The following is a 21,590-nucleotide window of genomic DNA, read 5'->3' as shown; positions in this document are numbered from 1 at the left end:
GGATACCTCAAACATGAAGGGACATTCAGATGAAAACACTTCTCGCAGCCTTTGCGATCGCCAGCGCCTCGTTCGGCAATGCATATGCGCAGGCCGACAAACCCACGATCGTTCTGGTTCACGGTGCGTTCGCGGATTCGTCGAGTTGGAACGGCGTCGTCAAAATCCTCGAGAAGGATGGCTATCGCGTCGTAGCTGTCGCCAATCCGTTACGTGGGGTCAAAAACGACGCCGGCTACGTCGCCGACATCCTTGGCTCCATCAAATCGCCTGTCGTTCTCGTTGGGCATTCCTACGGCGGCTCCGTCATCAGCGAGGCGGCCGAAGGCCACGCCAACGTCAAGGCGCTGGTCTATGTCGCCGCCTTCGCGCCGGATACGGGCGAGACAGCCGCGCAACTCGCCGCCCAGTATCCCGGCAGCACGCTCGGTCCGGCCCTCTCGCCGCCAGTCAGCCTGTCAAGCGGAGGCAAGGATCTCTACATCCGGCAGGACAGGTTCCACGGGCAGTTCGCCGCCGACGTCCCCGAGGCCGAAACCAGGTTGATGGCCGCGGCGCAGAGGCCCATTGAAGAAGCGGCGCTGAACGAAATCCAAACTGAAGCGGCGTGGAAAGAGTTCCCAACCTGGTTCATCTACGGGGCCGGTGACAAGAACATACCGGCGGAAGCCTCAGCATTCATGGCTGCTCGGGCCCACTCACGGGATACCGTGGTCATCAAGGGCGCCTCGCATTTGGTGATGGTGTCGCACCCTGAAGCCGTGGCGCGGCTGATCGAGAAGGCCGCTAAGGAGACATCACGATGAAAGCCGTCGTGATGGGGCGTCGACTGGCGCGACATGCGACATTGATGGCGACCAGCGGCTCGGATCTTGATCAGGCATGCCAAGGAAATCGAGATTAGTCCTGCCACAGGAGAGGCATCACCATGGACAGTGTTTCCGACAGGATCGATGAGCGCCGTCGCCACATAATCGGCGCGGCGGCAATGACCCTCGCGATCGCCGAACTCGGTGTGACCACGGCCGCGAAGGCCGCACCCGGCGGAGCCGACAAGACGACCGCGTCAGCGATGCAGACAACACACAACTCGGTTGGCGCACCGAAGCAGATTGACGCCGGCGTCCTGAATGTCGGCTATGTCGAACTGGGACCAGCCGACGGCGCGCCTGTCATCCTGCTGCACGGCTGGCCCTACGATATCCATACTTACGTCGACGTCGCTCCGTTGCTGGCGTCCAAGGGATATCGCGTGATCGTACCTCACCTGCGTGGCTATGGCACGACGCGGTTTCAGTCAGGCGAAACGCCGCGCAATGGCCAGCAGGCGGCAATCGCATCCGACGTCATCGCCCTGATGGATGCGCTCGGCATCGGGAAGGCCACTATAGGCGGCTGCGACTGGGGTGCCCGCACGGCAAACATCATTGCCGCGCTGTGGCCGGAGCGCTGCAAGTCGATGGTCTCGGTCAGCGGCTACCTGATCGGCAACCAGCAGGCCGGCAAGTCGCCGCTGCCGCCCAAGGCTGAGCTTCAATGGTGGTACCAGTACTACTTCGCCACCGACCGTGGCCGGGCGGGGTACGAGAAATACACGCGCGATTTCGCAAGGCTGATCTGGCAGCTTGCCTCGCCGCAATGGAACTTTGACGACGCCACCTTCGAGCGCAGTGCGGCGTCCTTCGACAATCCGGATCATGTCGATATCGTGATGCACAATTACCGCTGGCGGCTCGAGCTGGCGGAAGGCGAGGCGCGATACGACGCGCTGGAACAGCGGCTCGCTGAGGCGCCCGTTATCTCCGTGCCGACAATCACGCTCGAAGGCGACGCCAATGGTGCGCCGCATCCGGAAGCCAGCGCCTATGCGAAGATGTTCTCCGGCAAGTACGAGCATCGGTTGATCGCGGGCGGCATCGGCCACAACCTTCCCCAGGAAGCGCCGCAAGCCTTCACGCAGGCCATCATCGACGTAAGCGGGATGTGATCCGATGGCGCATCCGATCATTTACCGCACGATTTTCGGTCGATGGTCTTCCGATCTTCGACTGCGAAGCAGGAGACCGCGATGCGCCGGTGATCCTGCTCCTCCACGGATTGCCGTCGTCGTCGCGCATGTATCAGCCGCTGCTTGCGCGACTCTCGGACCGTTATCATCTGGTCGAGCCGGACTATCCCGGGTTTGGTCATAGCGCTGCGCCTGTCCCCAACGCGTTTGGCCACACTTTCGACCACCTAGCTGAGGTCATTACCCGCTTCACCGAGGTTCTGGCACTCTCCCGTTACAGCCTGTTCATGCAGGATTACGGCGGTCCGGTGGGCTTCCGCATGGCGATGGCTCATCCCGACCGCCTGCAATCGCGGATCGTGCAGCATGCCCAGGACACGGGCCTCGGCGCTGCCTGAGCTCCCCGCCTCGCTTTCTGGGCAACCGCGCAACTCATGAAGAGACGCTGCGCAAGAAGCTCCTGTCGTTGGGGGCGACGCGCCGCCGCCACCGCGGCAGCGATCCGGCCGTCGAGCGCTATGACCTTGATCTGTGGACCGATGAATTCGCGATTCTCAGCCGACCCGGCCAGGCAGATATTCAGACGGGCCCGATAACCTAAAAAATTATCAGCCAAGCGGTGAAACCGCCGACATGAGGGTTGAAGGCCGTCGGCCGCCAACCCGCTTAGCCCCTCCAGTGCTTCGCGGACGGAGATGTCATCATCCACCATATTGACTGTCGAAGTAGCATCCGGCATGGCCGTCCACCGCCGTTGCACCCGGCACGTTGACCTCCACGCGCCCATGCATTTTAAGCCTCCCTTTCCTTGCAGACACAAGACAGGCGAATCACTTCGATCGAAGCACGCCCTGCAGCGCCTCCATCAGGGCGGTATCGCTGAACGGTTTCAGCAGACAATCGACAGCGCCGCGCTCATGAAGTCGGAGCCGTACCGCCCCATCGCCATGCGCTGTGATGAAAACGATCGGAATCTGCAGCTGCCGCCGGCTCAGTTCGCGCTGGAGATCAAGCCCGGACATTCCCGGCATCGCGATATCGAGCACCAGACACTCAGCCTGCCTGAGCTTATCGGATGCTAGAAACTCTTCAGCCGACGAAAATCCGCCCGCCTCGTAGCCGAACTCGCGCAGCAGGTCCGGAACCGACTCGCGTACCGACTCGTCGTCATCGATCACAGCGATGAACCTCCGGCGTTGCGTCATGCGTTCACCTCCGCACCGTCGCCAGCGTCCCCGGACGGGATTGAGACAATAAACGTAGCGCCGGGACCGTCATTCCGCTCGGCCCAGAGCCGGCCCTGGTGGTTCTCGACAATCGACCGGCTGACTGAGAGACCGATCCCCATGCCGTGCCTCTTGGTCGTATAGAACGGATGGAAGAGCTTCTCGGCGATTGCTGCCTCGAAACCCACGCCTGCATCCTGGACGACGACGCGCACGGCGTCGCAACCGTCGCGCTCCGTCGCCACGACCAGCTCCTTGGACCGGTCGGCGATACCGTCCATGGCCTGCATGGCATTCAAAATCAGGTTCATGATCACCTGCTGAAGCTGGACGCGGTCTCCCTCCACAGATGGGAGCGCCTCGGCCAGTTGCACGCGCAAGCTCACGTTGGCCTTCTTCAACTCAGTCAACGTCAGCGCTATAACCTCTTGCGTGGCCGTGTTCACATCCACCGCTTCGATGACCGGGTCCTTCTTGCTGAAGAGCGACCGCAGCCTGGCGATCACATCCGCAGCCCGGTTGCCGTCTCGTATGGTTCGTCGTGCGGTCTCTCGCGCACCTGTCACGTTGGGTGGATCGGCTGCCAGCATGCGCAAGCACGTGCTGGCATTGGTGATGATGCCGGCCAACGGCTGATTGAGTTCATGGGCGATCGAAGCGGTGAGATGGCCCATGGTCATTACCCGCGTCATATGCGCGAGCTCGGCCTGGGCATCACGAAGCTCGTCTTGGGCCTGTTTCCAGTCGTGCATGTCCGCGCAGGCACCATGCCATTTGAGGATGCGGCCGTCTGCGTCGCGCAGCGGCAGCGCACTGGTCAACAGCCATCGATAGGTCTGATCCGACGCCCGCAGCGTCCGCACCTCGACCCGATAGGGATCACCGGTTGCGATGCAGTGCAGCCAAGCCCTCACCGTTGGCTCGACGTCGTCCGGGTGCAGCATCTTCGCCCAGCCGGTACCCATCGCTTCTTCGGGGGTGAAGCCGGTGAACTCCAGCAGCCGCTTGTTGCAGTAGTCTATCGAGCCATCCGCCGTAGCACTCCAGAGCATCTGGGGAATGGTTTCTGTCAATTGTCGCAGATTGAGCTCGCTCGCCCGCATGGCCGCTTCGGCGCGCTTCAGGTCTTCGATGTCTGTATTAACACCGAACCAGCGTACGACGTTGCCTGCATCATCCAGCACCGGGCTGGCGCGAAACAGGAAGCACCGATATTCCCCATCACATCGGCGGATTCGCGCCTCGGACTCTCCGCCACGACGCTCCGACATCATGGCGCGCCAATCGGCGATCAAATGCTCCCGATCGTCCGGGTGAAGGGCCAGCATCCAGCCGACGCCCCGCGCCTGTTCAAGTGAAAGTCCGACATAGTCGAGATAATGCTGATTCAAGAAGTCTGCATGGCCATCGGGAAGAGCGGTCCATGCCAAACCGGGAATCCCGCTGATGATCTGATCGAGATTCCGTTCGCTTGCGGCCAGACGGGCCTCGGCCTGCTTCCGGTCGTGAATGTCGATCTGCAGTACGCACCAGCGCACGATGCGGCCTTCGGCGTCCCGCATCGGATAGCCGCGATGGTCATTCCAACGATACTCGCCGTCCGCGCGGCGGATGCGGGCCTCGTGCTCATAGGCCGCGCCGGCCTCAATCGCCCGCTGCCAGGCGGCCTGCGAGGCGACCAGATCATCCGGATGCACGATGTTCTCCCACTGGGAGACCTCCTCGAAGCTCTTGCCGAAATAATCGCCGACCAGATGATTGACCGCCTCCAGTTCGCCGTCGGAATTGAAGAAGCCGATCGGCGCAGCGATGCTGTCCAGCATCGATCGCAGCATCAATTCGCTGGCGCGCAGCGAATCCTCCGCCTGCTGCCGCTGCCGTTCGGTCTGCCGCCAAGCATCGACGTCGGTGTTGATGCCGTACCACCGCACGACCTTTCCGGATTCATCGCGCAGGGGGCTGACCCGCATCAGGAACCAGCGATAGGTGCCGTCGAAGCGCCGCAGTCGCGCCTCGGTCTCGCCGGTCCGGCCGGCGGCCATGACGACTTTCCAAGTCTCAAGCAGATCATCGACATCGTCGGGGTGTACGGCCTGCTTCCAGCTGTCGTCGAGCATGCGGTCGAGCGGCAGGCCGACATAATCCAGGAAATTGTCGTTGAAGAACTCGACATTCCCGCTCGTATCGGCGGTCCAGGCCATCGCCGGCATCGTGTTGATGGTCAGTTTGAGATTGCGCTCGCTGGCCGCGAGAGCTTCTTCGGCCGACTTGCTGTCATGAATATCCAGATGCAGCACACACCACCGCAGGATGCTGCCATCGGAATCGCGAACCGGAAATCCATGGAGACGCATCCAGCGATAGGGTCCGTGGGCCCGGCGGGCACGGACCTCGACATCATAGGGCTCGCCGGTCTCGATCGATCGCTGCCATGCCGCTTTCACACGCGGCAAATCAGCGGCGAATATCATTTCGCCCGAGGTCCAGTCCATGATCTCTTCGACGGATTTGCGGTGGTATTCCTGGCCGAACCGGTTGACCGCCACCATTTCGCCGGTTGGCGCGCATAGCGTGACCGGTGCCCCAATGCCGTCGATGAAGGATTTCAGCAAGATTTCCCGGAGGTGCGGATTTTCGTTGTCACGGTGCCGAACGGAAAGCTGGCGCCGCAAATCCTCACTGATGGCGGAGAGCTCGGCCGTCCGCTCTGCGACGCGTCGTTCGATCTCCTCGGCAATGCGCGGGTCGGTCGGCCCGTCTGCTGTCAGCATCGAAAATCTCCTCGATCCCAGAATGCGCCACTCGATCTTTCGCGCGCATTATACCTTGGTATCGGTTTGCCGAAGTTTCCGGGATTTCAACACGCTACGGCCATTCCCTTGGGCCGTCCAGTGAGACTGAATGGTTGATGTGCTACGGGTGTTCGATCCCGAGGAACAGGATGAAATCGTCAGAGCGCTTGACCAGCTCCGTAAAGCGACTATTCGCCGACGTGCGAGAGCGACCGGACGGCGACCATCACTGTAACGCTGCCGGCAAACCGCGGAAGGGTCATTCTGTTCCATGTCTACCCGCCTGAACTGGCCTCCCCGTGGCGAGCGCACAGCTCTGTGTAATGGCACTCGAAACCAGCGGGCGTGACCGTTGCCTGCCAATTGGACGCGACACTTCGCGCTGGAATGGGCCGTATGCCTATATCGGCTTTGCCAAAAATGATGTTGGAAATTAAGACATGCGTTTATGGCGAGCCCTCTGCGGCCAGCGGCCACAATATTCTGAACGTAATCATCCACCGACACAGCTAAACGGCCGCTTTCACGAATGTGAGCCAAGATTGGCGACTGGAGAGCGGCGCAAAAGTTCCTGCTCTGGTCCAGGCGAAAGTCAGCTATGGGTCAGACCTTCGCATTCGGCAAATGCCGACCCCGACGCAGCCCTGAGATCGCAGAGAGCGGCAATCGGGCCTGCACCCAATTGGCAACAGGTCATTTCGAACGGCGAAACGCGATGCGACGCGCTGGAACAGCGGCTCGCAGGCGCCTGTGATCGCCGCGTCGACAATCACGCTCGAAGGCACGCCAACGGTGCGCCGCACCCGGAAGCCAGCGCCTACGCGCGGATGTTCTCGGGCAAATATGAGCACCGGCTGATCAGTGGCGGCATCGGTCACAACCTGCCTCAGGAAGCGCCGGAGGCCTTTGCTCGGGGCCATCACCGACGTGAGCGCAACGTGATCCGGGCCCGCCAATCAGCTACCGCATCATAGCGGTAGTTGGATTTCCGATCTCCTACCGCGAGGCGGGTGGGCGCGACCTCCATAGGGTGGCGGATTCGTCCCGCATGTACCAGCCGCTGCCCGGCGAAGGCCGGAGGACCGTCGGCCGACCGAGCGCATGCCAAAGCGTGCTGCCTCGCCTTCAACGCAATTCAATGCTCTGCCGCAATCTTCGAACTTGGCTTCTGGTAGGGATAGAAAAGCTCCCTTTGGCCCATTTGCCACGCCGACCTGAGTTCGGGTTTCGAAATATCCCAATCCATCCGAGATTTCATAGTCACCGCGCGCATGTCCTGGCGGAGCTCTTCCAATGTGGGTCGACCGAAGAACCAGTAGCCATTGTAGATCTTGTAGACGACCAGGCCAGGCTCCAAGACGACCACGTGAGGAATCATAGGATTGTGCAGGGGGTCCGTGTACTCCGCGATATCAAGGTCCTTTTGGATGATGCGCCGCGGGTCGGAAAGAAAAGGCCAATGGGCGCCAGCCCCCAATCGATGCTCGTTCGTTTCCAGAAGATTGTCCGTCGTGATGGTCACGAGCCTGCAATATCCGACTTCCATTTCACCATAGAGCCGTACGAGCCCTTCGGTCTGCCGACGGTCCCGAGGACAAAACCCGCCTCTGCCGAGAACCACCACCATTGGGTCTTCTCCCTGCAGATCGGAAAGCTTTCGCCGTACGGCCGTGTGATCCGGCAACTCGTAATCCGGGAAATTGGACCCTGGAACAATGTCTGAGCGCATTTCGAAAACCTTCACTAACATGAGACCCAGGGCCAACAAGAGCGGAAGAACAATCAAAATCCATTATTCCAAGGTATCGGCGACACCATGGAACAATGAGTACCCCGGTGCGGGTTCCGACCGCTACGGCTGGAGACACCGTCGCAACCCGATGTCCCTCATCAAACCGACACCAACGCATAATGGACCTTGGTATTGGCCGCGTGCATGGTGGGACGGGGCGGAGCTGCGTCCCGTGAGGCAAACATGCATAAGAAGACGCCAGCCATTCCCTTCGCGGGATCCGAACTTGGCGAAATGCGGCACGCCTGCGCATTCTTTAACGGCGACGACGAGGCGTCTCGGGTGTTGCTTCCCTTCATGAAGGATGGCTTCGAGCGCGGTGACAAAGTCATCCACGTCGTCAATCCGGGCGAGCGCTGCAAGCATTTGCATCGCCTGGCAGCGGCGGGCGTTGATACAACGGCGGCGGAACAAAGCGGCCAGCTTGAATTTCGCACCAATACCGAAGCCTACCTTCGGGACGGTCGTTTCGATCAGGATCGAATGTTGGAGATCTTCGAACAGCTGGCGAGCGGCAACGTCAGAGGCGATTTTCCACTTAGCCGCATTGTCTGCCATATGGACTGGGCTTGTGAGGTCAGATCGCACATTGACGATCTGGTGGAGTTCGAAGCGCGGGTGAACGAGGTATGGTCGCGTCACGAGGACGCGGTCATCTGTGTGTACGATCTTGCGAAGTTCGGCGGCGACGCGGTCGTCGATATCATGCGGACGCATCCCATGATCGTCATAGGCGGCATACTGCAGCACAATCCATTCTTTGTACCGCCGGAAAATTTCCTTCAGGAACTGCGCCAACGCAGAGCCCGACAGCTGCTTCAGCCAGAAATGGACCTTTAGCATGGAGCCGCCGGTGGAGACCTCCTGGGAGGAAAATCAACGGCTCAAGCGCTCGATGAACGACTTGGTAAGCCTGCTAGCTCTCCCAGCGATCTGGGTAGGCGAGGATCCTGTTCACATCGCAAGCACATTGCTTGACGTGCTAAGCGCCATGTTGCCCGTTGATTTCGTTTATGCACGCCTGTTCGACACAGATGGCGCATGCCCGAATGAAATCGTTCGGGTCGGCCAGGCCTGTGCATTGGGGATGAGCGAGATAGGCAAAGCCCTCGATCATCTGCTTGGAGAGACGGAATCGAATTGGCCGTCCAGCGCCAGAATGGATGTCGGAGTGGGTGGTGTTTTTCTGGCGGTGGCGCGACTGGGGCTTGAGGGGGAAGCTGGAGTCCTGGTTGTGGGTTCAGCCAAGGCCGATTTTCCCAGCCAGTCCGATCAACTGCTTTTGAGTGTTGCTGCCAACCAGGCGAGCATTGCGCTCCAGGGGGCACGGCAGGCAAGAGATCAGAACCGCCTCGCCAAAGAGCTCGACCAGCGGGTTACAGAGCGAACGAGCGAACTCGTCGCCGCGAATAGAACTCTGATGCTGGAAATTGAAGAACGCCGGCGGACAGAAGAAGCCCTGCGAGAAAGCAAGGAAGCTCTTGCGACGAGCCGGCACGATCTCCAGCTGATCGTCGACACCATTCCGGCCTTCGCTTGGTTGACCCGCCCCGATGGCTATGTCGAGTTTTTCAGCCAGCATTACCTTGACTACGCCGGTCTGTCTGCCGAGCAGTCACAGGGCTGGGGCTGGACCGCCATAATGCATCCCGATGACCTGGATGAACTGACCGCCAAATGGCAGGCGTTGATGATCGCGGGTGTACCAGGCGAAGCCGAAGCACGAGTGCGTCGATCTGACGGAACCTATCGCTGGTTTCTGATCCGCGCCAACCCGTCGAGAGACGAATACGGCAACATTATCAAGTGGTACGGTGCCAATACCGACATCGACGAACGCAAGCGCGCTGAGGAGAAGGTCATCGATGCTGAGCGCGAGCTTCAAAGGATGATCGACGGTATCCCGGCGCTGGTTGGAGCTTTCCGCGCCGATGGCTCACAAATTTCCAGCAACAAGCGAGGACGCGATTTCACCGGGCTTTCTTCCGAAGACATCGCAAATGGTGGTTGGAGAAATAGAATCCATCCAGAGGACGTCGAAGCTGAAGAGAACAAATGGCTCGAATGTATCGCGACCGGAGAACCGTTCGAGCTAGAGTACCGAGTGCAGGCGGCCGACGGTACGTATCGCTGGCACATGGCGCGTCGCATACCGATCCGGGACGACGCCGGCAAAGTGATGCGCTGGTATGGTGTGAGCCACGATATTGATGGTCGCAAACAGGCAGAAGCCTTTCTGGCGGGTGAAAAGCGACTGCTCGAGATGATCGCGTCGGGCAGTTCACTGCGTGATGTTCTAAGCGCCTTGTGCACATTCGTCGAAGAGGCTGCCCCTGACTGCTTCTGTGATGTTCACATGTTCGATCAGGATAGCCTGACAATTGCCTACGCCGTGGCTCCTTCCCTGCCTTCAGCCTACAGCGATCCGATCGCGGGTACGCCTCTGAGCGGTGATTTGCTGCCATGCGGCATAGCGGCCGTTGAGAAAGTACAGGTCGTCACCGAGGACATTGAGCGGGATCCTCGCTGGTATAACTCGCCAGTCAGGTCCCATGTGCTGCGACACGGATATAGGTCGGTCTGGAGCACCCCGGTCTGTTCCAAGGAAGGGCGAGTGCTGGCCACCTTCTGCATCATTCAGCGAAAGCCCTCGTCGCCATCACCACACCAGCAAGATCTTATTGCGCATGCCACGCAGATAGCCAGCATCGCCATCGAGCGCTCGCTGACCGAGGCCGCACTCAGGCGGACCGAAACATTGCTTTCCGAAGCTCAGCGTCTGAGTTCGACCGGAGCGTTTTCATGGCGTGTGGATACGGATGAAATCGCGTTTTCCGAGGAGCTCTATCGCATTTTCGAGTTTGACCCTGCGCATCCAGTGACGATGAACCAAATTCTCAACCGAATCCATCCGGACGACATTCCATCCCTATCAACGCAAATGGCACGGGTTCGCGCCGGTGAGGGTAATCTGGGCTATGAGATCCGAATACGAATGCCGGACCACAGCGTTAAATTCCTGCGCACCTTCGGCCGCGTCGTGCGTCGCCAGGACGATCGGCTGGAGTGCCTCGCCGCGGTTCAAGACGTGACAGAGTACAGACGCGCAGAGGAGGCGCTTGGGAAGGCCCGGACTGAACTTGCATACGTATCGAAGGTTTCAAGCCTTGGAACCTTGACGGCCTCAATCGCGCACGAAGTCAATCAGCCGCTATCCGGCATTGTCACTAACGCTAGCACGTGCCTGCGCATGCTGGCCGCCAATCCGCCGAATATCGACGGCGCGCTCGAGACGGCGCGTCGTACGATACGCGACGGCAACCTGGCGGCGGATGTAATCGCTCGGCTGCGCGCGCTTTTTAGCAAGAGGGCTCCGATAATAGAGGCTGTGGATCTGAATGAGGCCGTGCGCGAGGTGCTGGCACTGTCGTCAGGAGACATTCGTGACAGTCGCGTGGTTCTGCAATCCCAACTGGCCGAAGCGCTACCGCATGTCGCGGGGGATCGAGTCCAGCTCCAGCAGGTGATCATGAACTTGTTGCGCAACGCCGCCGACGCCATGAGCGAGATCGAAGATCGTCCCAGGCAGGTCATGATCAGGACCGAGCCGGAGGTGAACGGTCATGTGCGGCTGTCGGTACAGGACACGGGCACTGGATTCGGTCCAGACGGCTCCCACCGTCTCTTCGAAGCTTTCTACACCACCAAGAGTGACGGCATGGGAATAGGATTGTCCATCAGTCGATCCATTATCGACAGTCACTCTGGGCGCCTGTGGGCAGCCGCAAATGATGGGCCAGGGGTTACGTTTTCTTTTTCCGTGCCCGAGTTTTCCGAGGCCCTGCTGATGCAAGGTATGGATGTGGCCCATAATGACAAAAAGTCAGTGGGGGTTAGATGAAGACTGCGCATGTAGTAATTTCTGTTGTCGACGATGACCGGTCCGTGCGCGAATCTTTGCCAGACTTGCTCAAGGAATTCGGTTTCAGCGTGAAGACGTTCTCTTCAGCAAATGAGTTTCTCATATCGGATAGCGTTGATGAGACCAGGTGCCTGATTCTTGACCTAGCGATGCCCGAAATGACGGGGCCTGAACTGCAACTTGAGCTGGCGCGTCGCGGACAGCTAATCCCGATTGTGTACATAACAGCGTGGAAGGATAGCACGGTCCGGCCGCGTCTGATGGAGCAGGGTGCGGTTGAGTGTCTGTTCAAGCCTTTCAGTGACCGAGCCCTTCAGGTGGCGCTTAGCTCGGCACTACGTGCACCTTGAACGCGGTGGTTGTTAACGATGTGCGAGAAGGATACTCTGCGATGCATCCGAATTTGGCGACTGAACTGGGCGTTGGGGCAAGGTCGGCATCCATGTCACAAGGAACGCCTGTCGTGTTCGTCGTTGACGACGACATCTCGGTACGTGAATCCCTTGAGTCACTGATCGGCTCCGCAGGCTGGCGGCCGGAGACGTTCGCCTCGGCGGAGCAATTTCTCAACTGCCCCCCCGCGCTGGTTCCAAACTGTTTGATTCTTGACATCAATCTCCCCAATCTCAGCGGGCTTGACTTGCAAAAGCTTTTGTCTGTCGGTCGCACCGACATGCCGATCATCTTTGTCACAGGCTATGCCGACGTGCCAATGAGCGTTAAGGCAATGAAGGCCGGTGCGGTGGAATTTCTAACAAAGCCATTTAGTGACGAAGAGCTCCTCGCGGCGGTTGGGTCAGCGCTGGAATGGAGCAAGACCTCACTCGCTCTTGGTTCGGAATTGCACGAGCTCAGGGATCGGCACGCGTCGCTCAGCCGTCGCGAACAGGAGGTTATGGCACTGGTCGTCTCCGGTCTGTTGAACAAGCAGGTCGGGTTTGAGTTGGGCATCAGCGAAATAACCGTGAAAGCACACCGCGGTCAGGCCATGCGTAAGATGAGAGCTCGCTCGCTCGCGGACCTGGTGAACATGGCTGCGCGGCTCAGCGGTGCTCAATAGCCAAACTGTCTGCGCCAGATCACGCTTCACATGGGCAACATGGGAGGATTGCCGCATGGGGAAGTGTTCAAATGCCACGCGGATCAGTTGCCCCGTTTACCCAGCTGGCGCAGAGGTAAACAGTCCCATTCCTAATGTCACTGGATGGAACTCTCCACGCAAACAAATGGCGGGCACTCGGCCCGCCATCGTTCGGCTCGGACAGGGATCGCGCCCCGGCTTGGAAGATCACGAGCCGGCAAGCGCATTCAAGTCGGCGCAGAACTCCGCATAGGGCTTCGTCATTCCAGCGTCCTGGCATTCCCTCATCATCGCCTCGCGCTTCGTGTTCGGGAGAGTGGCCAGCGCCGCCCTGAACCGCGATCTCATGACGGGACTTGTGTGTCCCGTTTCCCTGATCGAACCGGTATGAACGGGCTGCAGCTGGTTGATTGGGTCAATGACGTCAAGAGCCCCCGCAGCAGCAATCCCGCTGGACGCCGAAAGAGAAAACGCCGCTCCCAAGCACATACCTCTGATATTCATGATAAACTCCTTCCCTTTGTTAATATGCGTTACCGAGCAATGTCGGTAACTACAATGTTTACCCAACCATGGATTCACTGGAGCAAGTCCAGATGGGGTGTGAAGTATCAACGTTTCTGCGCGTTCACCATTGTTCGATGGTATCGCCGATACTTTGGAATGGGATGCCGGACAAATGCCCAGATTGGTGCGGGTACCGGCCTTTTGGAGTCCCTAATGTCCAAGGCGCCTCTTCGCCAGGAGCTGCCGAGATTCGACTGTAATCGGCGTCGCCGGCGGTTGCCTATACCAACGTGCAATGGATTTATCTCCATTGGGATCGGATGGTGTCTCAAGCGAGCCTAACGATAGAGCCTGAGGTGGCAGGAACGAGATTGCTGACTCCCTAGGAGCGGCAGCTGGTTGCCGCGACTGCACGTGTGGGAATCGTCGGTGCGCTTCCAGGCACGGCGCAAGCATGGGAGCGCGACCAGCGTGTCGAACCGGCGTTGGCTCAGTCCGCCGGGCTAGGCGGGTATGACGGCCGGAGGATGGCATTCGGCGACGCCATGGCTCGATTGATGCAGTTGACCGGTCTTCGTTTTCGCACGTCCAAAGTGTCCGAAGGCCCAACCCGAGGAGATTGACGTGAGTAATGATGCAATGAGCGTTGCAACTGCGACTGAAATTGCGAAAAGGGCCACCATCGAGATGAAGCTGGAGGCCATCGTCATCGGTGTCTCCGACGTCGATCGCTCCACGAGTTTCTATAGCCGTCTGGGCTGGAGGCTCGATGCGGACTTTGTCGTCGGCAATGCGTTCCGCGTTGTTCAATTCACCCCTCCGGGCTCAGCGTGCTGCGTGCACTTCGGCAAGGGCCTGACTTCGGCCGAGCCTGGGTCCGCGAAGGTAATTTACCTTGTCGTCCCCGACATCGAAGCGGCACGCGCTGAACTCGTGGCGCGTGGGGTCGACGCTAGCGAGGTGTATCATCGGGCCGGCCCAGGCCAGCCACCTGTCGGCGGCCGGGATCCAGAGGGGCGCAGCTATTCGTCTTTTGCCACATTCGCTGATCCCGATGGCAATGGTGGCTGTTGCAGGAGATCACGCACCGATTGCCTGGTGGCGAGGACGCGCAGGACACGACATTCTCGAGTTTTTGGAGCTTGCCGCTGCGTTGCGGCGGGCGGCTTCGGCACATGTCGAGCATGAAAGGCGGACTGGCGGCCAGCGTGACGACAACTGGCCCGACTGCTACGCGCAGTTCATGGTGGCGGAACAGACCGGTGGCCCGCTGCCGACGTAGTGGCCACGCGCGGAGATTTCCAATCCTGCGAGCGACAGCTCCGGTGTCGAAATTCCCCGGGGCAGATCAAAGGTCGAGAACGACGTCCCCATCGGGCTGCGAGCAGCAAATCAGCGCATTGGCCGTCGCCGGCGCGTCGATTGGCTCGGGGCTATAGGTGACGGTCCCAGTGACGAGTCCCGTCTCGCAAGTATGGCAGACGCCAGTTCGGCATGACCATCGCGTGGGCACGTCGCAGGCTTCGGCAAGTTCAAGTAAGCTCTGAAACCGTGATCCCCAGCGGACGCTCAAGCCACTCCGGGCAAAAGAAACACGGGGGCCCGCGTTGGGAGCTTCAACCAGCGGATGCGGCGATCGCGATGGATCGCTGGCTATCCCGGGCGTCGTCGAAGGACCTGGGCCAAACACTTCGGTATGGATTCTTGCAGGGGCGACGGCGCATGTGGCAAGACCGGCAGTCATGCCACTCATGAACACCGATGGTCCGCAGATGTAGAAGTCGGCATCTGGCGGCACACCCAGATCTTGGAGTGCGCGCACATCCAAGCGTCCGATAGCGTCGAAATCGACACCTAACCTGTCCTCGCGATCGGGCGAACTGTAGCGTATGTGGGAATGGCTGCGCGTCAAGGCCTCAAGCAGGTTTCGGGCCTCTTCGGCGAAAGGATGCTCGCGACCGCAATGGGCCCCATGGAACCACCAAACTTCTTGCGTCGACGCTCGGGCTGCCAATGCGTGAAGCATCGACATCATGGGCGTAACGCCCACTCCGGCGCTCAGCAGCACTATCGGGCGATCCTCGTCCCCGAGAATGAAATTGCCCCGTGGCGCGCTCACGTCCAGGAAATCTCCAACCTGGACGCTCTCGTCTATAAACGTGCTTGCCTCGCCATGCGGTTCCCGCTTTACGCTTACCCGATAGCACGGATCCCCGGGCGCACTCGACAAAGAGTAACTGCGCATAACAGCCGGCCCGTCGGCCGAAACCGCGAGGCGCAGCACGACGAATTGGCCGGGGATGGCGGCGTACAGATGAGAGTCATCCGTAGGCTCGAGGATCAATGAAACCACAGTCCCGCTTTCATGGACCTTGCGAGCCACCTTCAGCGGCCGGAACCCCGGCCATGCTGGTGGCCGTCCGGAGACAGGGTCCAGACCGGCATTTCCCGTCGTGGTTCCCTTCTCCCCTTGTCCGAGAAGTGCTCGGAAGGATCCTTGCCAACCAGGACTCAGCGCGGGAATGCGCAGTGCGCGCTCAAGCTGGCTCCGCGGATGGCTGGGCGTGTAAAGCAGCGCGTCCACCTCGGAGACCGTCATCGCCTCTGGGCCGATTTCCACCCGAGTGATTTCATCTCCCGCCTGAACCTGGCCTTCTTCCAGTACGCGCAGGTAAAAGCCAGGCCTGCCGCGCGCGACCAGCAGCGCGGCCATACGCGGCTCATTCATCCGGATGCCAACACGGTAACAGGTGACGCGCGGCTGCGTCACTTCCAACAGCGCGCCGCCGATGCGGTAGCGATCGCCAATGCAAACCTCACGATCCGGCAAGCCATCGACCGTGAAATTCTCGCCAAATTGCCCGTAAACGAAGTCGTTGCGACCTAGCTCGCTTTGCCAGAACCGATAAGAGTCGATTTGATAAACCAGCACGGCGCGTTGTTCCCCACCGTGCCCCGCGATATCTCCTTGCCGGTCGCCATCGATGTTGAGCCGACGCACCTGGCAGAGGCCCTCGACTGGCGCTTTCCAAACGGCGGTGTCGACGATCTTGCCTTGCCATGGAATGCCGCGCGGCAATCCCACATTGACCGATAGCAAGCGAGCCATGTTCCCTCTTCTCCGTCAGCGTCGCGGGCTGCACCGCTCGCCAACATTTCACCAGAATGCCTTCAGGGTTACCACCAAAAGTACCATCGCGGGCCCGCCGATGCGACCGAGACCAAAGTATTGGAGATACCATCGTGCAATATATTCTGCCTCGTGGCACTGCCACAGTTTGTTCTGCTGAAGTGGCGGACAGGTGTTTTCGTGGTCGCGATTTTACAGATGGTACTCTCGTGTCAGGGATAAATGTAGCTTTCGGCTTCCGCTTTGGTTCACAATTCGGAGAACATGATAATGTCTCATCACTATTCAGGCCCTGAGTTTGGCTTTCCTCGTGGAGACGCACGTTTGGACCTCACTGACATTTATGCCTTCCCCAAACCGGGAGACGCGAGCAAGTCGATCCTCATCATGAATGTGCATCCATCCTCGACGGTGATTGATCCACATTCCACAACCGCAGAGCCATTCGCCCCCGACGCGGTGTACGAGCTGAAGATCGACACAAACGGCGATGCAGTCGCCGATGTCGCGTATCGAGTGAATTTTGTGTCCTTATCGGAAGGAAGGCAGATCGCCTCTGTGAGTCGTGTGGAAGGCGCCTTAGCAGCTGGGGCCGACGACGGCGGGGAGGTCGTCGTCACGGCCGCACCAGTCTCGAGAGGAAGCGACGCCCAGGTAACGGAAGCAGGCGATTACCGTTTCTTCGCGGGTTGGCGAAGCGAGCCATTTTTCTTCGATACTCTCGGCGCAGTCGCTGATTTGCAATTCACGGGTGCTGATTTCTTTGCCGACAAGGATATCTGCAGCATCGTGCTGGAAGTAGCCAATTCCACGCTGGGCTCAAAGCCCATCGGTCTATGGGCTCGCATTTTGGACAGACAGGGCGACCGTTGGATACAGGTTGAACGTGGTGCTCGACCCCAGCAGGCAGTGTTCCTCCCCGGCGAGCAGAGAGAGGACTATCTCTCCGCCGAGCCGGCAGACGACAACCAGTTCATCAAGACGTTCGCGCACACCCTTGAGCACTCGGGAGGATACGGGCCTGCTGAAGCAGAGCGCGTGGCAAGAACGCTGCTTCCCGACATTCTCGTTTACGACCCGTCACGACCTGCGTCATTCCCGGAAAACGGCAGAAGCCTGACTGACGATGCCGCGGATGTCTTTATGGCCATTTTCACGAACGGCAGGGTTCCGGGGGATGGAGTGGGGCCGCACCGCGACCTGCTTGCCGAGTTCCCGTATCTGGGGTCGCCGCACAACCCGCACCTTTGAGGGTTGGAGATGTTCCCTGGGTGTTGTTCGATCCACTACCCGGCCGAACGACGCCCGTGTGCTTCACTGAGGAGACAGACATGCGATTGATCCTGATTTTGATAACTGTAACCCTCGCCTTGGCAACGCCAACCTTTGCCCACCCCGGCGTTGATTCCGTCGTTTCCTTTAACGCAGGGTTGGGTCATCCCCTCACGGGCCTCGATCACATCACAGCCATGGTGGCCGTCGGGATGTGGGCCGCCGCCAAGGGAAACCGTGCGCTCTGGGTGTGGCCGTTGACCTTCCTTGTGGTGATGCTGATTGGCGGCGCTCTTGGCCTGGCGCACATCACTGTGCCGTTGGTGGAGCCTGGCATCCTGGCTTCGGTGATCATCCTGGGGCTCATGGTGGCGTCGGCGGTAAATCCGCCGGTATGGATCGGAGCTGCCATCATTGCTCTTTTTGCGCTGCTGCATGGTCACGCCCATGGAACTGAGTTGCCTGAGACCGTGAATGGGCTTGAATTCGTTGCGGGATTTGCGTCTGCCACCGCGGTCTTGCAAGCAATCGGAATCGGATTGGCGCTCGCCTTGCAGCGCTCTGCGTCAGTTCCCCTCAGTCGCGCGAGCGGCGCGCTCTGCGTCGCGATCGGGGCGGGCCTGTACGCAGGAGTTCTTTGAAGCGGGGCCAAGCAAGAGCCGTTTCTGGCGTCAGATTCATTGCTGGATTGCAGCACAAGTGGCGCTGTGTGGCTGGGACTGACGCAAGAACTGTCGACCGGGCAAACGGAGGAATGGAATGTCAGGACCAGAGATGGATGATGACGTGTCTCTCAGCCCAGGCGTCGTTCCTGGGGGTCGCGTGCGTTCGCAGTTATCCACGGCGGGGGTGGTCCATGACCTGGGCAATCTCATCCAGGTGGCTTCCTCTGCGTTGAACCATCTGGCTCGCGAGCCCAGCATCTCAGCGGTTCCGGGAATTGATATTGTAATTGCCGGTGCCAGAACCGCGTTGGATCGAGCGGGCGGGCTTGTCAGGCAGACGATCAAGACGGCCCGGGAGATTCAGGGCAATGTCGAGCATGCGAACATAAGCGTGTGCCTGGTCGAGATTGAATCTCTTGTCCGAAGTGCTCGATATGAAAATGTTCGTTTTGAGTTTCGGGTAGATTCCAACCTCCCTTTGGTAAGGTGCGATCGGGCAGGCTTGCAGAACGCGGTCCTGAACCTTGTGTTCAACGCTCGTGACGCAATGCCTGACGGCGGTTTGATCTCAATCGACGCCTTTGCCCCGGAAAGCCTTCGTCAGGTCGCCATTCGCATTCGGGACAGCGGAATTGGAATGACCGGCGAGACAGTGGTCCGGGCATTTGATCCCTTCTTCACGACAAAGGGCGGTGGCTTTGGCGGTGTCGGCCTGCCGATGGTGAAACGTTTCGCCGAAGAGTCCGAAGGAAGCGTCCATATCGAGAGCGTACTCGGGATGGGCACAACCGTGACATTGCGATTGCCCGTAACAAGCTGACGAAGCACTGCGAGCGGTCCAATCGCGACTGCGGCCGGGCACCGGGTGTGCTGTGACAATCCCCTATCACCACGAGCCGGAAACCGTGAGGAGCAACAATGGAAAAGCCGTCCATATCTGAAGGCATCACACCACTGAGTGGGTTGGCGTTGGACGAAGCGGTGGCATCCGCGCACGAGGGGATGATCCCTCCGCCCATCGAAAAATCTCTGATAGCGCGGTTTCCCGCTTCGTTCTTTGCGATCGGCCTGGGGACAAGTTCCTTCGCTGGTTCGTGGCAGTTAGCGCATCAGCTCTGGGCGGCTCCGGAGGGGATTGTTATGGCATTGGTGTTGCTTGCGGCGTGTCTGTGGGCAGTCCTTCTGACGCTCTACATTCTGAAGTTGTCGCTGGCTCCAATGGCGTTGCGAGCAGAGCTCGCCAATCCCGTTCAGAATTGCTTCCCTGGTCTGGCGGGCGTCGGCATGATGCTCACTGCAGTGAGCATGTTGCCCTACAGCAAGATTGGGGCAGTCGTGCTGCTTTCTACGGGAGGTGTGCTCGCAGCAAGCTACGGCATCTGGCGGACCCAAATGATCTGGCGGGGGACGATTTCGATGTCCGACGCGACCCCTGCCCTATATTTGCCGGTTGCCGCGGCCTCTTTTGTCCTGAGTATTGGCTTGTCGACATTTGGCTGGTTTGACTGGGCCGAGCTGGCGTTAGGGGCGGGACTCTTCTCATGGCTGGCGACCGAATCGCTATTGTTTGGCCGGCTCTATTTTGGTGAGCCGCTAGCCAGCCAGATCCGATCGACGATGGGTGTCCAACTGGCGCCGCCGGCGGTGTGCTCACTGGCCTACGCTGATTTGTCGGGTACCGCTGGAGACGTGTTCGTCCACTCCCTCGTGGGTTACGCGCTTCTGCAAGCAATTGTCGTTGGCGCCATTCTCTCACGGATCCTACGACGCTTCTCCGCCGGACTTTGGAGTGTCAGCTTCGGGGCCACAGCATTGGCAACGTCAATTGAAAAGCTGGCTGTTCGAGGCGACACGAATGTTGCGACGGTCCTTGCTCTGCCGGTTTTTGTCGGCGTCAACCTGCTTATCCTGTGGCTAACCGTCAGAACGATCATTTCGGCTATCTCCGGTTCTCTACTGCCTGTCGCCCAGGAGGAGAAATGATCCCGTGTGCAAATTCCGCCCTGCAATAGCGGCCACGTATAGCCGTGCTTCGTGGGTCTGAAGGGCCGCGACTTGGCAGGTGCTTCGGTCGGCACTGCGACGTTCCCTTGCCACGGGCTGCTCACAACTGCCGATTTGCAAAGGAGACGCCCGCGCAGGATCGGCAGCCAAGGAAGGTCGCAAAGATTTGAACTTTGTCTCAATGGGAGTCCCGGATGACCCAAGCGATCGTAGCGGATCAAATCTATGCAATGCCCCCGCAAAAGGGCTTTACCGTCGCGCATTTTTTGACAGTGGCCGACATCGGTCGTTCGGCGCGGTTTTACGAGAAGGTCTTCGGAGGCCGCATTCTGAGCCTGGGAGATAGCAGTGGTGCGCCCGGCTACATTCAGATCGCGAATACTTGGCTGATCGTAAACGTCGGGGGTGGGCCTACCCCCGACAAACCGTCCGTCATGCTGGATGTTCCCGGCGATCCCAATTTAGTCAGCAGCTTTCTGAACATTCGCGTTGCCGATCCACGGCTGCCATGAACTATGGCAAGCCCGAGGTGCTGAATTCATTACCGAGCCGATGGAGAAGTACGGCGAGACGCGGTGCTACATTCGCAATCCGGACGGCTATATCATCGAAGTGGGTCAAAGTGAGCCAGGGTCGTATTTGGTTAGCCAGGGAGGCGCAAGGCCAGAACTGCACGACGAGGAGAGCAAGCATGCTGCCGAGTTGTTGGGTCAAAGCTTGTGACGAGCAGCCTATCGGTCCTGCGACTGATCTGCGGCCCGGGCGCTTCGATGGGAAATCGATGTCAAGTATCGGCGGCCTGGTTCTGATATTGGAGGAGCCAACGTCAAGAGCGTCATTGGCGAGACGTGGCCCGTACAGAACGCCGGCTGCCGCTTTTTCTCGCCTCCCGCGGCTCCCATGCCTAACTTTTTGAGCAGCGATGTCTGCTTACGGGCGGGGGCAAGCTGGCTCCAATGGCCGACATCAGGCGCGAAGCGGCCGTTCGCGTCATGCAGACGGGCGTCGGCTTCGAGTCAGATTTGCCCTCGCCCTTGCAACACCGATACAGTCATCACGCCCAACACCGTAGGAAATATCGCGGGGTTTCCGAGTGGGGGGAAAGGCGGTAGCGCTCTCCCGCTACCATTGCTCCCCCTGTACGGCCGAAATGCTTAGAGGAATGCTGATCGCGGTAGCGACCGTCGCAGC

At 59.6% G+C, this 21,590-nt stretch carries 17 protein-coding genes and 2 pseudogenes; 14 read left to right on the top strand and 5 right to left on the bottom strand.

Annotated features, from left to right (window positions below):
- The first annotated feature begins 29 nt into the window (after positions 1–29).
- The 3 genes from LB529_RS27685 to LB529_RS27675 all read left to right on the top strand — a co-directional run bounded on the left by LB529_RS27685 (position 30) and on the right by LB529_RS27675 (position 2,406).
- Positions 30–806: an alpha/beta fold hydrolase gene (locus tag LB529_RS27685; RefSeq protein WP_224582101.1), complete on the top strand. Its 777-nt coding sequence runs from the start codon at positions 30–32 to the stop codon at positions 804–806.
- 182 nt (positions 807–988) lie between these two features.
- A complete protein-coding gene (locus LB529_RS27680; protein ID WP_411962590.1) occupies positions 989–1,987 on the top strand; it encodes an alpha/beta fold hydrolase in 999 nt (332 codons plus the stop codon).
- Positions 1,988–2,076: 89 nt separating this feature from the next.
- A complete protein-coding gene (locus LB529_RS27675; RefSeq protein WP_318012585.1) occupies positions 2,077–2,406 on the top strand; it encodes an alpha/beta fold hydrolase in 330 nt (109 codons plus the stop codon).
- Between the two features lie 432 nt (positions 2,407–2,838).
- On the opposite strand, the gene LB529_RS27670 is transcribed toward LB529_RS27675, so the two are convergent.
- Both LB529_RS27670 and LB529_RS27665 read right to left on the bottom strand, forming a co-directional pair.
- Entirely contained in the window at positions 2,839–3,213 is a 375-nt protein-coding gene (locus LB529_RS27670) for a response regulator (RefSeq protein ID WP_140502853.1), read from the bottom strand.
- Positions 3,210–6,005, bottom strand: coding sequence for a PAS domain-containing protein (locus tag LB529_RS27665; RefSeq protein ID WP_224582098.1), 2,796 nt, complete (start codon positions 6,003–6,005; stop codon positions 3,210–3,212). The genes LB529_RS27670 and LB529_RS27665 overlap by 4 nt, the downstream gene beginning before the upstream one ends.
- Before the next feature lie 725 nt (positions 6,006–6,730).
- On the opposite strand from LB529_RS27665, the pseudogene LB529_RS27660 reads away from it, so the two are divergent.
- Positions 6,731–7,000, top strand: a pseudogene (locus LB529_RS27660) (hypothetical protein); the annotation flags it as partial.
- A 161-nt stretch (positions 7,001–7,161) separates the two neighbouring features.
- Here the strand turns inward: LB529_RS27660 and LB529_RS27655 are convergent.
- Positions 7,162–7,755 carry a redoxin domain-containing protein gene (locus LB529_RS27655; RefSeq protein WP_224712873.1) on the bottom strand — a complete coding sequence of 198 codons (594 nt, stop codon included), beginning with the start codon at positions 7,753–7,755 and terminating at the stop codon, positions 7,162–7,164.
- A 246-nt stretch (positions 7,756–8,001) separates the two neighbouring features.
- Between LB529_RS27655 and LB529_RS27650 the strand changes: the two genes are divergently transcribed.
- The 4 genes from LB529_RS27650 to LB529_RS27635 all read left to right on the top strand — a co-directional run bounded on the left by LB529_RS27650 (position 8,002) and on the right by LB529_RS27635 (position 12,800).
- The gene (locus tag LB529_RS27650; protein ID WP_224712855.1) at positions 8,002–8,658 is read left to right on the top strand and encodes an MEDS domain-containing protein; all 657 of its coding nucleotides are present in this window, start codon (positions 8,002–8,004) and stop codon (positions 8,656–8,658) included.
- 1 nt (position 8,659) lies between these two features.
- Entirely contained in the window at positions 8,660–11,719 is a 3,060-nt protein-coding gene (locus LB529_RS27645; protein WP_224712854.1) for a PAS domain-containing protein, read from the top strand.
- Positions 11,716–12,090, top strand: coding sequence for a response regulator (locus LB529_RS27640; RefSeq protein WP_224582095.1), 375 nt, complete (start codon positions 11,716–11,718; stop codon positions 12,088–12,090). The genes LB529_RS27645 and LB529_RS27640 overlap by 4 nt, the downstream gene beginning before the upstream one ends.
- 92 nt (positions 12,091–12,182) lie before the next feature.
- Positions 12,183–12,800 (top strand): response regulator transcription factor, encoded by a 618-nt coding sequence (locus tag LB529_RS27635; RefSeq protein ID WP_224582278.1) that lies wholly within the window; start codon positions 12,183–12,185, stop codon positions 12,798–12,800.
- Positions 12,801–13,028: 228 nt separating this feature from the next.
- On the opposite strand, the gene LB529_RS27630 is transcribed toward LB529_RS27635, so the two are convergent.
- Entirely contained in the window at positions 13,029–13,325 is a 297-nt protein-coding gene (locus LB529_RS27630; RefSeq protein WP_224582094.1) for a hypothetical protein, read from the bottom strand.
- A 642-nt stretch (positions 13,326–13,967) separates the two neighbouring features.
- Here LB529_RS27630 and LB529_RS27625 point away from each other — a divergent pair.
- Positions 13,968–14,610, top strand: a pseudogene (locus LB529_RS27625) (VOC family protein).
- Between the two features lie 66 nt (positions 14,611–14,676).
- On the opposite strand, the gene LB529_RS27620 reads toward LB529_RS27625, so the two are convergent.
- The gene (locus tag LB529_RS27620; protein ID WP_224582093.1) at positions 14,677–16,437 is read right to left on the bottom strand and encodes an MOSC and FAD-binding oxidoreductase domain-containing protein; all 1,761 of its coding nucleotides are present in this window, start codon (positions 16,435–16,437) and stop codon (positions 14,677–14,679) included.
- A 345-nt stretch (positions 16,438–16,782) separates the two neighbouring features.
- Here LB529_RS27620 and LB529_RS27615 point away from each other — a divergent pair, with 345 nt between their 5' ends.
- The 5 genes from LB529_RS27615 to LB529_RS27595 all read left to right on the top strand — a co-directional run bounded on the left by LB529_RS27615 (position 16,783) and on the right by LB529_RS27595 (position 20,911).
- Positions 16,783–17,709: a DUF4331 family protein gene (locus LB529_RS27615; protein ID WP_411962589.1), complete on the top strand. Its 927-nt coding sequence runs from the start codon at positions 16,783–16,785 to the stop codon at positions 17,707–17,709.
- Positions 17,710–17,789: 80 nt separating this feature from the next.
- A complete protein-coding gene (locus tag LB529_RS27610; protein ID WP_224712853.1) occupies positions 17,790–18,371 on the top strand; it encodes a HupE/UreJ family protein in 582 nt (193 codons plus the stop codon).
- Positions 18,372–18,504: 133 nt separating this feature from the next.
- Positions 18,505–19,215: a sensor histidine kinase gene (locus LB529_RS27605; RefSeq protein ID WP_224712852.1), complete on the top strand. Its 711-nt coding sequence runs from the start codon at positions 18,505–18,507 to the stop codon at positions 19,213–19,215.
- A gap of 98 nt (positions 19,216–19,313) precedes the next feature.
- Positions 19,314–20,378, top strand: a complete 1,065-nt coding sequence (locus tag LB529_RS27600; protein ID WP_224712851.1) for a dicarboxylate transporter/tellurite-resistance protein TehA — start codon at positions 19,314–19,316, stop codon at positions 20,376–20,378.
- A gap of 215 nt (positions 20,379–20,593) precedes the next feature.
- Entirely contained in the window at positions 20,594–20,911 is a 318-nt protein-coding gene (locus LB529_RS27595; protein WP_224712850.1) for a hypothetical protein, read from the top strand.
- The last annotated feature ends 679 nt before the right edge of the window (positions 20,912–21,590 follow it).

The sequence above is a fragment of the Mesorhizobium sp. CA5 genome (assembly GCF_020165105.1).
Taxonomy (GTDB): Bacteria; Pseudomonadota; Alphaproteobacteria; order Rhizobiales; family Rhizobiaceae; genus Mesorhizobium.
This window is presented reverse-complemented; position numbering and strand designations above follow the sequence as displayed.

Bases quoted from the DNA above. Each gene is read 5' to 3' on its own strand.
- LB529_RS27670 (WP_140502853.1), bottom strand. From the start codon at position 3,213: ATGACGCAACGCCGGAGGTTCATCGCTGTGATCGATGACGACGAGTCG.
- LB529_RS27655 (WP_224712873.1), bottom strand. From the start codon at position 7,755: ATGCGCTCAGACATTGTTCCAGGGTCCAATTTCCCGGATTACGAGTTG.
- LB529_RS27665 (WP_224582098.1), bottom strand. From the start codon at position 6,005: ATGCTGACAGCAGACGGGCCGACCGACCCGCGCATTGCCGAGGAGATC.
- LB529_RS27640 (WP_224582095.1), top strand. From the start codon at position 11,716: ATGAAGACTGCGCATGTAGTAATTTCTGTTGTCGACGATGACCGGTCC.
- LB529_RS27635 (WP_224582278.1), top strand. From the start codon at position 12,183: ATGTCACAAGGAACGCCTGTCGTGTTCGTCGTTGACGACGACATCTCG.
- LB529_RS27630 (WP_224582094.1), bottom strand. From the start codon at position 13,325: ATGAATATCAGAGGTATGTGCTTGGGAGCGGCGTTTTCTCTTTCGGCG.
- LB529_RS27610 (WP_224712853.1), top strand. From the start codon at position 17,790: ATGCGATTGATCCTGATTTTGATAACTGTAACCCTCGCCTTGGCAACG.
- LB529_RS27685 (WP_224582101.1), top strand. From the start codon at position 30: ATGAAAACACTTCTCGCAGCCTTTGCGATCGCCAGCGCCTCGTTCGGC.
- LB529_RS27620 (WP_224582093.1), bottom strand. From the start codon at position 16,437: ATGGCTCGCTTGCTATCGGTCAATGTGGGATTGCCGCGCGGCATTCCA.
- LB529_RS27650 (WP_224712855.1), top strand. From the start codon at position 8,002: ATGCATAAGAAGACGCCAGCCATTCCCTTCGCGGGATCCGAACTTGGC.
- LB529_RS27605 (WP_224712852.1), top strand. From the start codon at position 18,505: ATGGATGATGACGTGTCTCTCAGCCCAGGCGTCGTTCCTGGGGGTCGC.
- LB529_RS27595 (WP_224712850.1), top strand. From the start codon at position 20,594: ATGACCCAAGCGATCGTAGCGGATCAAATCTATGCAATGCCCCCGCAA.
- LB529_RS27680 (WP_411962590.1), top strand. From the start codon at position 989: ATGACCCTCGCGATCGCCGAACTCGGTGTGACCACGGCCGCGAAGGCC.
- LB529_RS27600 (WP_224712851.1), top strand. From the start codon at position 19,314: ATGGAAAAGCCGTCCATATCTGAAGGCATCACACCACTGAGTGGGTTG.
- LB529_RS27645 (WP_224712854.1), top strand. From the start codon at position 8,660: ATGGAGCCGCCGGTGGAGACCTCCTGGGAGGAAAATCAACGGCTCAAG.